The following is a 12,251-nucleotide window of genomic DNA, read 5'->3' on the forward strand; positions in this document are numbered from 1 at the left end:
GATCAGAGGTGCCATGACTGTCCAGAATCAGCACTCCATCGCCACCCCGGTTGCCGTTGTCGCCATGACTGCCCTCTATCCGGGGGAGTCGGGGCTCGACGGATACTGGCGCACCGTCTCCAGTGGTCGCGACGCCATCAGCGACGTGCCGCCGTCGCACTGGCTGATCGAGGACTATTTCGACCCCGATCCCAAGGCGGTGGACAAGACCTACTGCAAACGCGGCGGTTTCATCGACCCAGTGCACTTCGATCCGGTCAAATTCGGATTGCCGCCCAACGCGTTGCCCTCGACAGATTCGGCCCAGATACTGGCGCTGATCGCCGCCAAGCAGCTGCTCGACCGGGTGACGCGCGGCGAAGCGGACGTCGACCTCGATCGGGTGGACATCGTGCTCGGGGTCGCCTCTACCACCGAGCTCGTCGTGCAGATGGGTTCGCGGTTGCAGCGGCCGATCTGGCGTAAAGCGATGCTGGAGAACGGTTTACCCGAGGACGAGGCGGACGAGATCTGTCGCGATATCGCCGATCACTACCCGCCGTGGGTGGAGAGCACCTTCCCGGGTCTGCTCGGCAACGTCGTCGCCGGACGCGTTGCCAACCGCCTCAACCTCGGCGGCGCAAATTTTGTGACTGACGCCGCTTGTGCGAGTTCGCTTTCGGCGTTGCAGGCGGCGCTGCACCGGCTCTATCTGCACGAGGCCGATCTGGTGCTGACCGGCGGCGTCGACGCCCTCAACGACGTGATGATGTACATGTGCTTCTCCAAGACGCCGGCATTTTCGCAGACCGGGGACTGCCGGCCGTTCTCCGACGGCGCCGACGGGACCATCATCGGTGAAGGCGTGGGCATGGTGGCGCTCAAGCGCCTCAGCGACGCCGAACGTGACGGGGATCAGATCCATGCGGTCATCCGTGGTCTCGGTTCCTCCTCCGACGGACGGGCCTCCAGCGTCTATGCGCCGCGCTCCGAAGGACAAGCCAAGGCACTCCGCCTGGCCTACGAGCGGGCCGGATACGAGCCGTCGACCGTCGGCCTTCTCGAAGCACACGGCACCGCCACCAAGGCCGGCGACGTGGCCGAATTCGCCGCGCTCAAGTCGGTGTTCACCGATGTCGACTCCCGATGTGCAATCGGGTCGGTGAAATCCCAGATCGGCCACACCAAGGCTGCGGCCGGCGCCGCGGGTCTGATCAAAGCGGTCCTCGCGTTGCAGCACTCGACCCTGCCCGGCACGTGCAAGGTGGAGAATCCCAACCCAGCACTCGGTATTGCCGAAACGCCCTTCTACGTCAACGCTCAGACCCGCCCGTGGGTACGAACAGGGGATCGGCCGCGGCGCGCCTCGGTCAGCTCTTTCGGCTTCGGCGGCAGCAACTTCCACGTGACGCTGGAGGAGTACCGCGGTGTGCAGCGCGCGAAGCGGCTGCGGACCCTGCCGACCGAACTCGTGGTACTCAGCGCGGGCAGTGAGGCTGAACTCAAGACGCGGGCCGCGGAGATCGCCGCCGCAGTGCGCACCGGAGAGAGCCTTGCACGCATCGCTTTCGAGTCCGCAGGCCGGTTCGATGTGTCGATGCCCGCACGCGCAGGCTTGGTGGCAGCGGATGCCGATGCGCTCGAGGCGCTGGCCGAGCGGCTGGCGAAGGCACTTGCCGACGGCACGGCCGGCCAGCTCACCGATCCCAATATCGCGGTCGGCTTCGGACCTGCCCGTGAAGGCAAGACGGCGTTCCTCTTTCCCGGTCAGGGCAGCCAGTACGTGGGGATGGGCGCCGATCTGGCGCTCGATTTTTCCGAAGCGCTTGCGGTGTGGGACGGGCTGGAGGGCGACCTTGCGGACCTTGCCGACGTGGTGTTCCCGGAGCCGGTGTTCGACGCGGCATCGGTGGAAGCGCAGAACGCCGAGCTGACCGCGATGGCCAACGCCCAGCCCGCGATCGCCGCGAGCAGCCTTGCGCAACTGCAGCTCCTCGACGTGCTCGGCGTATCCGCGGATGCCGCCGCCGGTCACAGCTTCGGCGAGGTCACCGCCCTTGCGGCCGCAGGGGTCCTGCCGACAGAGCGACTTGTGGAAACGGCGCGCACCCGCGGTGTCCTGATGACCGAGGCGGGACAGGGGCACGACGGTGCCATGCTGGCGATCGCTGCCAGCGCCGAGGACGTGCGGGCGCTGCTCGATTCGCGTCCGGAGTCTGCTGGTTCGCTGGTGATCGCCAACAACAATGCCCCGCTCCAGGTGGTGCTGGCCGGACATGGTTCCGAGATCGCGTGGGCGGAGACGGCTGCACAATCGGCGGGGTGGACGTCGCGTCGGCTGCCGGTGGCATCGGCATTCCATTCGCCGATCGTGGCGGCCAGTTCCCCGGCGTTGACCAAGTATCTGAAGACGCTCAAGCTCGGGGAACCGCGGTTCCCGGTGTATGCCAACGCGACGGCACAAACCTACGGTGAACAGGTCGCAGAGCAGCTGGGCGACCAAGTGCGCCAGCCCGTGAAGTTCCGCGAAATGATCGAAACGATGGCGAGCGACGGGATCACGAGGTTCATCGAGGTCGGGCCGGGCCGGGTTCTGACCGGACTTGTCGGGAAGATCCTCGAGACCACCCCTCATCTTGCGGTGGCACTGGACGATCCGAAGGCCGGCGGTCTACGCGGCTGGCATCGGGGTTTGGCGAGGTTGGCCGCCGACGGCGTGGCGCTGGACCTGGCTTCCCTGTTCGACCACTATGACGAGCCGGCCAAGCATGTTCCGGCGCCGCCCCACGCAGTCCTGGTCGGCGGCGCCAACGTGGGGAAGCCGTACCCGCCCGCTGACGGCAAGACCTCGATCACGCCGAAGCGCAGCCGCTCCACCTCGCCCGCCCCGTCGGTACCCGCAGAAGGGCCCCCGTTGACCGCAACAGCTCAGCGCATCACCGAACCAGCGCCGACCCCGGAGCTTGGGCACACTGCGATGCCGGCACCGACCGTGCACGTGGTCGCACCCGCTGTTGAGGCGGTGCAGACTCCGGTGACCGAAATGGCGGAACTCTCCGAAGATGCCTGGAGCATCATCGACCGCATCCAGAAGGAGACCGCCGAGCAGCACCAGCGCTATCTGGACGTGGTCACGCAGAGCCATCAGGCATTTCTCGATGTGTCAGCGCAGATGATGGCGGAAATCATGAGCGATCCTGCTCCCGTCCAGCACGCACCCAGACCGGTCCTCAACGGGGCCGTCCAGGCCCCCAGGTCGGTACCGAACGGGGTGCCGCTGATCTCGAACGTCTCTGACGTGGTGGCCATTCCGGCGCCCACTGCTGTGGCGCCGCCCGCAACGGTGCGGACGGCAACACCGCCACCGCCACCGCCGGCTCCGGTGCCGGTGTCGGTTCCGGTGGTTCCGGTGGAGTCGGCGGGTGAGGTTGTGTTGGCGATTGTGTCGGAGAAGACGGGTTATCCGGCGGAGATGCTTGGGCTCGGGATGGAGATGGAAGCCGAGCTGGGTATTGATTCGATCAAGCAGGTGGAGATTTTGGCTGCGTTGCAGGGTCGGTTCCCTGGTGCGCCGGAGATTCCTGCTTCGGAGTTGGCTGGGTTGCGCACGTTGCAGGATGTGGTGGATTCCGTTGCCGGCTTCACTTCCGGAGGTCGCACTGAAAAGGTTGCACAGGAAAAACATTCGATTCCGGTTGGTGGAACCCGCGTCGGCCTGAGCTGTACCGAGGCGGAACTTCAACCCGTCCCGCCGGCGGGATTTGCCATGGCAGGTCTGCGTGACGGCGAAGTCTTCATCACTGGTGAACACCCGGTCTTCGCCGCCGCCCTGGAACGGGCGATGCAGGCCCACGGGATCAAGGCCAGAGCCGTCGACGACGTGCCGGACGAAGCGGGCGCGGTCATCTCACTTGCCGCCCTCGGAACCGTCGCCTCCCCAGAGGACAGCGTTGCGCTGCACGTGCGGGCGTTTCACGCCGCACGCAGCGTAGCCAAGGGCAGCTCCAAGACACGACTCTTTGTCACTGTGCAGTCCACGGGCGCAAGCTTCGGTGGATCAGACGTGCCGATCGGTGTCGCGAGCCTGGTGAAAACCGCTGCGTGGGAATGGCCCAACGCCTCCGTCCGGGCGATCGACCTGGAAACCCTCGACGCGGAGCGGTTGACGGCAGAGTTGCTCACCGGCGGTAGTGGTATCGAGGTGGCTCTGCGTGACGACGGCAGCCGGATGGTTGTTGTCGATGACATCGAGGCCCTGCCCGCCGGTGAGACGATCAGCGTTGCCGACGGCGGTGTTGTGGTGGTCACCGGCGGAGCCCGCGGTGTGACGGCGGAGTCCGCGCTGGCCCTCGCTGCTCGCCACGGTCTGCGCCTGGCGCTTCTCGGCCGCACCTCACTGCGAGAGTCCGCACCGGACGGACCCTCCGGAACCACTGCTGCCGAGATCGCTGCCGCATTGGTCGCATCGGCCCGTACCCGAGGCGAGACTGTTGGGCTGCCGCAAGCGCGTGCACAGGCGGAAGGCCTGCTCGCGGAGCGGGAAGTGCGGTCCACTCTGGCGAACGCGCAGCGGCAAGGTACTCCGGCGCGATACTTCGCCGCCGATATCACCGATCGAGCTGAACTACGGCGCGTACTGGAGGAGATTCGGCAAACCTTCGGGCAGATCGTCGGTGTGGTCCACGGCGCGGGCGTGCTTGCCGACAAACGTCTGGAAGACCTCGGCGACGATCAGTTCGTCAAGGTGTTCAACACCAAAGTGGCTGGTGCGGAGGCGCTCCTGGACGCGACTTCAGCAGACGATCTGCGGTTCGTCTCGTTGTTCTCATCGATTGCGGCGCGGGCCGGCAACCCCGGGCAATCCGCATACGCCGCCGCGAACGCGGTGCTGGAGTCCATCGCGGCCCGGGAGGCCGGGCGCCGCGGCGACACGTGCGTCGTACGGGCATTCGGTTGGGGTCCGTGGGACGGTGGCATGGTCGATGCGACGCTGAGGAGCCGGTTCCTGGAAGCCGGGGTGGGTCTGATCCCGATCGACGAGGGGGCGGACTTCTTCGCCGAACACGCCTTGCGGCGATCGCCGGCGTCTGCGGTGGTCGTTGCGGCGCCCGCCGAACGTCGCCTTCGGCCGGCGCTGCTGGATTGGGATGTGTCGATCGACAACCTGCCGGTGCTTGCCGATCATCAGGTCCGCGGGCGGGTTGTCGTTCCTGTGGTGATCGTGCTCGACGCCATGCTGCGCGCCGCACGAGGTCTCGTTCCGGATTGCAGTCCGGTGGTGCGCGACTTCCAGGTGTTGTCGGGTGTCACCTTCGCGGCATCCGAACAACAGGCTCTCACCATGGCATTCGAGCCGGTGGGCCCGTCCTACAGTGTGACGGTCCGGGATGGCGAGGGCCGCCCGCGTTACCGCGCGATGCTGGAAACAGAGAAGGCTCCGGAATCCGTTGTGCCCCGGGAGAGGCCGATTCCGCAGATATCGGGGTCACCTTGGCCGATGAGTGTGGCCGACGCGTATGCGGGTCCGTTGTTCCACGGGCCGTTGTTCGCCGCGATCGAAGAACTCGACGCGGTGGCATCCGGCGGTGGCAGTGCACACGTCAAGGGACTTGTCGATCTCGGTTGGCCGGAAGACAACTGGGCGATCGATCCGGCTCTCGTCGATGGCGGGTTGCAGCTGGGGATCTTGTGGGCGAGTGCCCAAGGGCTTCCGCTGGTGCTACCAGTGCGCATCGGACGTGCTGTGTTCCACCGTCCCTTCACCGACGGCGGCGTCCTGCGCAGCCGCCTGGCCGCACACCCCGTCAGCGACAAACGTGTTGACTTCGACATCGTTTTCGAAAGCCAGGCCGGCGTACTGGTCGCCGAGCTGGAAGGCGTCGAGTTCTACGCTGCAGGCCACGCAGCGGACGCGTCGGCGTGAGCGAATTCGACCCGGTCGCAATCGTCGGCCGTAGCTGCGTGCTGCCCGGAGCGATCACACCGGAAGCGCTTTTCGAGGCCACCCTGGCTGGGCGCAGCCTGCTCACTACGACTCCGCGGGATCACTGGCGGGGGGTGGATCCGGGGATGCTGCTGGCCAGCGACAAACCTGGCCTGCGGGTGGCCTCCACGACCGGCGGCTACATCGACCCGACCGGACTGACCTCGCGCATCGGCGATTTCGAGCCACTGGACCCGATCGTTCATTGGCTTGCACGTTGCGCGGAAGAAGCCTTGACCGCTCCGGCGGCCCCACCCCGGACCGGCCTGATCGTCGGCAACCTCTCCTACCCGAGCACCCTGGGCACCGCCTACGTCGAGAGCTTCTGGAACGGCGGCAGCGATGTCGATCCGCGCAACCGGTTCTCCTCGGGACTGCCGGTACAGCTGGTCGCGAAGGCCCTGGGCATCACCGGGCCGGTCTTTGCGCTCGACGCGGCGTGCGCGTCGTCGTTGTACGCCATCAAGCTGGCCTGCGACGCCCTGCACGACGGCACGGCCGACATGATGCTTGCCGGCGGCGTCAACGCTGCCGACGATCTGTTTTTGCACCTGGGGTTCACTGCCCTGCAAGCGCTGAGCCCGTCCGGTAGGTCGCGCCCGTTCCACGCTCAGGCCGACGGTCTGGTTCCGTCGACGGGCGCCGCACTGGTCGCGCTCAAACGCCTTGACGACGCCGAACGTTCCGGTGACCACATCCTCGGAGTGATCGCCGGTGTCGGCCTTTCCAATGACGGGCGGCAGAGCGGCCTGCTGGCACCCTCGGCTCTGGGCCAGGCCCGTGCCATGACAGCGGCGCTGGAACAAGCGGGGCTGGGACCCAAGGACATCGATTTTGTGGACTGCCACGCCACGGGCACCACGCTGGGTGACGCGACGGAACTCGAGAGCATCGTCACCGCATACGGCGAAGTGCCACTGAAGTTGGGAGCGCTGAAGGGGAACCTCGGGCACACCATCACGGTGTCGGGGGCGGCGAGTCTGATCAATGTGTTGTCGGCGATGCAGGCTTCGGTGATCCCGCCGGCCCTGTGCGACCAGCCGACCGCGGCGCTGCTGCAGACCCCCTTCATCCTGTCGACCACCCCGACGCCGTGGCGAGAAACCATCAAGCGCGCAGCGGTCAGCAACTTCGGATTCGGCGGCAACAACGCGCATCTGATCGTCGAGAACTACGTCGGGCGGCACCCTGGCCGGGTCGGTTCGGCGTCTCGGCAGCCGCGGCCCTCGGACGAGATCGTCATCTGTGGTCTGGGCGTGGTGACCGGCGATGCAGCCGATCTCGGGGCATTCCGTCGTCGCGCGCTCGGTCCGACGGCGGAGCCGACTCCGCTCGACAAAGTCGAACTCGACTTCGTGGGCCTCGGTTTCCCGCCCAGCGAACTCAAGACCAGCCTCGGTCAGCAGACCGCGATGTTGGCGGCGGCGGCGCAGGCGCTCGAGGGCGTCGACGTCGGCCCGGAGCGGACCGGCGTGATAGTCGGCATGGGCTGCGATGCAGGAGTCGCCCGTCATCGGTTGCGGGTACTGCACAGCGCCGACGAGGACTGGCTGACCGCGAACGAGGACGCGGCCCCGCGGTTGACCGCCGACGGTGCGGTCGGTGCCATGCCGAACATTCCGGCCAACCGCATCCATGCGCAGCGCGACTTCCGCGGGTTCGGCTTCACCGTCTCCAGCGAGGAGCTCTCGGGGATCACCGCGCTGCGGATCGCTGCGCGCGCATTGCGGAGCAGAGAACTCGATACCGTCGTTGCCGGTGCGGTCGACCTGTGCTGTGAGCCGGCCCACGCCCGGGCGGCGGACGCACTCACCGCGGACGACAGCGTGCCGCACGGCGATGCGGCGGTGGCATTTCTTCTCAAGCGGCGCGCAGACGCCGAAGCCGCGGGCGACGAGATCATCGCGATCGTCGATCCGGACGGCGTTTGCAGTGCCGTGGAGCCGAACTTCGCGGCGGGGCGGTTCGGCCGCACACACGCAGCCGGGGCCGCCACCGAGATCGCCGCGCGCGTGCTGGCGCTGCGTTCCCGGGTTCGGATGGACGCGAGTGGCGCACAGCCGGCACCGGGCGGGACCCGTGCAGCAGTGCAACTGGAATCCATCGGCGGAGACACCGACGGCGTCACGCTGGCTGCGATCAACGACTCACCGGAGCCGTTGGCCGTCGGGGTCGTCCCCATCTCGGAGCGCTATGCCGCGGCCAGCAGAAGTGAGCTGCTGGCCCGCATGGTGCGCCGCGAACCCGGTGGAAACGGGCCGGTGCGTTGCTCTTTGGTGGCCGACGGCGAACCCAGGCTGGACACCTTGCGAAGCCAGGCCGTGGACCGGCTGAACCGCGGCGAGGCTCCTGTCGGTCCCGGCGTCGCGTTCACCGACACTCCGATCACCGGAGAACTGGCCTTCATGTTCACCGGCGCAGCGGCCGCGTACCCCGGTGCGGGTCGCGATCTGATGCTGGCGTGGCCGGAGCTCGGTGATGCGCTGGCGGTGCGGCTACCGCTGACGGGTGATCTGGCGCGCGGACTCTACGGGGCCGGCATCTCGGCACTGGATCCACGCACCCAGCTGACCGGTTGTGCGCTGGTATGTCAGGCGCACGCGGAGTTCTCCCGCACAATTCTCGGACTTGCGCCGAGCGCGGCCATCGGCCTCTCCTCGGGTGAGACGAATGCGATGCTGGCGTTCGGGGTGTGGCGCGATCTCGAGGCGATGCTCGACGAAATCGAAGCTTCTGGCCTCTATGGCGATGAGCTGACCGGCATCTGTCGGGCGGCGGCATCGGAATGGGGCCTTGCAGAGGATGTTCCGGCACCGTGGGAGTGCTGGCGACTCACCGCGCCGCGGAAGTCGGTCGAGGCGGCGCTGGCGGTCGAGCCACGCGCCTACATGACGATCGTCCAAGCACCCGACGATTGTGTGATCGGCGGCGACCCGGCAGCGTGCCGACGCGTGATCGCAGCGATCGATGGCGCACACGCGATCCCACTGGGTCTCGACATGGTGATCCACTGCAGCGCAATGGCACCGTTTGCCGAGACCTGGCGGAGCATCCACAGCCGGGAGACACACGAAGCCCCCGGGGTGCGGTTCTACACCAACGCCGACAACCGGGCCTACGCGCCGACGCGGGAGTCGGCGGCCGAAGCGATCACGAGGCAGGCGCTCGAGCCCATCGACTTTCCGGCCACGGTGCTGCAAGCGTGGGAAGACGGTGTTCGTGTTTTTGTCGAGCACGGGCCCCGTGGAATCCTGACCGGGGCAATCCCGAAAATCCTCGGAGACCGCCCGCATCTGGCGGTGGCGCTGGATGCGCAGGAACGACGCGGTCTGCGTGCGCTCGCTGAAACCGTGTCCAAGCTGTGGGTCCATGGGCTGCCGGTCCAGACCACGGCCTTCGATGCGCGACTGCAACAACTTCGCGATCACGCGGTACCCCAGTCGGCGGCCGGCGCGCGCACGCTGACGTTGGCCGCCCACCGACCAGACATCGTCGCCGCGGCTGTTGAGTCCGGAAAGGAAAACGTGCCGATGCCGGAATCCGACCACGGAATCGTCCAACACATGCCACCTGCACCACCTCAGCTGACCCCGCTGACACTTGCTCAACCAGCAATTGCGGTAACGGAAGTGGTGCGCTCGGCGGTCAGCGACAAGACGGCCGTCGCGCTTGGTCTCGTCGCATCGGTGAGTGAGACGCATGCGGTGTTCGTCGAGCAACAGGCGCAAGCGCACGCATCGCTCCTGAAAGCACGCGGTGCGCTTCTCGCGATGGCGGCCAGACGCCGAGGCGTGCTGCCGGTGGCGACGGTCAGCGTGCCGGTGCGGCAGTGGACCCCACCGCCGGGGGACGCGCCGGCGCGTCCAATCACGGTGCCCCCTCCATCAACTCCGCCGTCCGGGGAGCCGCCCACAACGGCGGCGCCCGTCACACCGGTGAGAGACGAGCCACTGTGGTCCCGATCCCAGCTCGAAATCTTGGCGGGAGGCGCGATTTCGGAGGTGTTCGGCCCGCGTTTTGCCGAACTGGACCAGTACAGCCGGCTGGTCCGGATGCCGCAGCCGCCGCTGCTGCTGGCCGATCGTGTGATGAGCATCGACGGAGAACCCGGTTCGATGGGTGCCGGCCGGATCGTCACCGAGACCGATGTGGATCCCAACGCGTGGTACCTGCACAACGGCCGGATGTCGCCCGGCGTGGTGATCGAGTCCGGTCAAGCCGATCTGCTGCTTGCCTCGTGGCTGGGAGCCGACTTCACCAATCGCGGCGAGCGAGTGTACCGGCTGCTCGGCTGTGATCTGACTTTCACCGGTGAACTACCGCGAGCCGGGGAAACACTGCGCTACGACATCCACATCGACGGTCACGCGAAAACCGGTGCGACGCGGCTGTTCTTCTTCCACTACGACTGCTATATCGGCGACCGCCTGATGATCTCGGTGCGTAACGGTCAGGCCGGCTTCTTCTCGGACGAGGAATTGAGCCAGTCGGACGGAGTCCTCTGGGATGCCGCCGACGACGTTCCCCGCGACGGCGCCCGGCGAGACGAACCGCCCTGCGTGACCGAAAAGCGGTCGTTCGACCGATCCGACCTCGACGCGTTTGTCGAAGGACATGCGTTCGCGTGCTTCGGTGCCGGCTTCGAAAGGGCTGCAGCGCATACTCGCACTCCGGCGACTCCGGGTGGCCGATTGCGATTGCTGGACGAGGTCGCTGAGTTCGAGCCAGAGGGCGGCCCGTGGGGGCGCGGCTATCTGCGCGCCACCGCGGCGGTACCCAGGGACGCCTGGTTCTACGACGGACACTTCAAGAACGACCCCTGCATGCCCGGAACCCTGATGGCGGATGCGGCGACCCAGGCACTGTCATTTGCCATGGCCGCCTACGGTTTCACCATCGAACGTGACGGCTGGCGGTTCGAACCGGTGCCGGATGAGATGGCGCGCTTTGTGTGTCGGGGACAGGTGACACCGGACAGCGACCACAACCTCGACTACGAGGTGTTCGTGGAAGAGATCATCGACGGACCGACACCGACGATCTACGCATCGCTGCTGTGCCGCAGTGACGGTTTCAAGGTCTTTCACTGTCGCCGATTCGGGATCCGTCTGGTCCCGGACTGGCCGATGCCTCCGGGTGCGCCGGGACCGGTGCAGATTCTGGCTGGTACCACAGACGTCCGAGGTGACCAGGGGGCGCTTCTGGCTTGTGGTCGCGGGATGCCGTCGGATGCCTTCGGCGCCTTGTACGCACCGTTCGACGGTACCCGCCGGGCGCCGCGGCTTCCGGACGAGCCCTACCATTTCATGTCACGCATCATCAGCGTCGACAGTCCACCGGGGGTGCCCACCAAGGACGGCACCGTGGTCGCGGAATATGATGTCCCCGCTGACGCATGGTATTTCGAGGACGGCAAGTCCGACGCCGTTCCGATGGCGGTGTTGATCGAGATTTTGCTGCAGCCGTGCGGCTGGTTGTCCTCCTACAACGGATTTGCCGCCAACCGGCCCGATGATGTGGTGTTCCGTAACCTGGACGGCACGGAGGTCACGCTGCACAAACCCGCGGGCGTCGGGGTGCTGCGCGTGAGGTCGACTCTCGAACGGTTTGCCGACGGCGGTGGCTCGACAATCGTGTTCTTCGATGTCGTCTGCACCCAAGGTGACGACATCGTCATGACCATGAAGACGGCGTTCGGGTTCTTCAGCCCAGAGGCACTCAAGAACCAGGTCGGCCTGCGGGTCAAACCTGGAGCCCTGGAGGCACTCTCAGCGCCGGCGCCGGTGACTCTGGCCTACAACGACACCGAACTCTCCGGCGCCCCGGCACTGGCCGGAGGGCGACTCCAGGTGATCGACCGAGTGAAATTCTGGCCCGGCGGGGGAGAAGGCGGTCTGGGTCGACTGATCGCGGAATACGACGTCCACCCCGAAGCGTGGTTCTTCAAGGCACACTTCTTCCAGGACCCGGTTCAGCCCGGTTCCCTGGGCTTGGAGGCCATGCAGCAGGCGGCCCGCGCCGCGGTCCGGCTGTCAGGGTTGGCCGACAACGGTTCCGAGTTCGAACCCGTCGCCGCGGGTGAGTCGTTCAGCTGGAAGTTCCGCGGCCAGGTGGTGCCCACCAACAAGCGCACCCGATCCGAGATCGAAATCGTCTCCGCAACACGAGAAGACCGCGGGGTACTGGTGCTGTTCAACGGTGCCTTCTGGGTCGACGACCTGTGCATTTACGAGACCAAGGGCATGGGCGTTCGAGTCGTCGAGTGACCTGACCTGCTGAACCCCGGTAC

Annotated in this window: 2 protein-coding genes; both read left to right on the forward strand. The window is 66.8% G+C overall.

The features are described 5' to 3' along the window. Nucleotides 1–13 precede the first annotated feature (13 nt). Nucleotides 14–5,902, forward strand: a complete 5,889-nt coding sequence (locus WBB07_RS21060; RefSeq protein WP_526310306.1) for an SDR family NAD(P)-dependent oxidoreductase — start codon at nt 14–16, stop codon at nt 5,900–5,902. Continuing rightward, nucleotides 5,899–12,228 (forward strand): beta-ketoacyl synthase N-terminal-like domain-containing protein, encoded by a 6,330-nt coding sequence (locus WBB07_RS21065; protein WP_526310307.1) that lies wholly within the window; start codon nt 5,899–5,901, stop codon nt 12,226–12,228. The genes WBB07_RS21060 and WBB07_RS21065 overlap by 4 nt, the downstream gene beginning before the upstream one ends. Nucleotides 12,229–12,251: the final 23 nt, after the last annotated feature.

Source organism: Mycobacterium sp., from assembly GCF_049647605.1.
Classification (GTDB): domain Bacteria; phylum Actinomycetota; class Actinomycetes; order Mycobacteriales; family Mycobacteriaceae; genus Mycobacterium.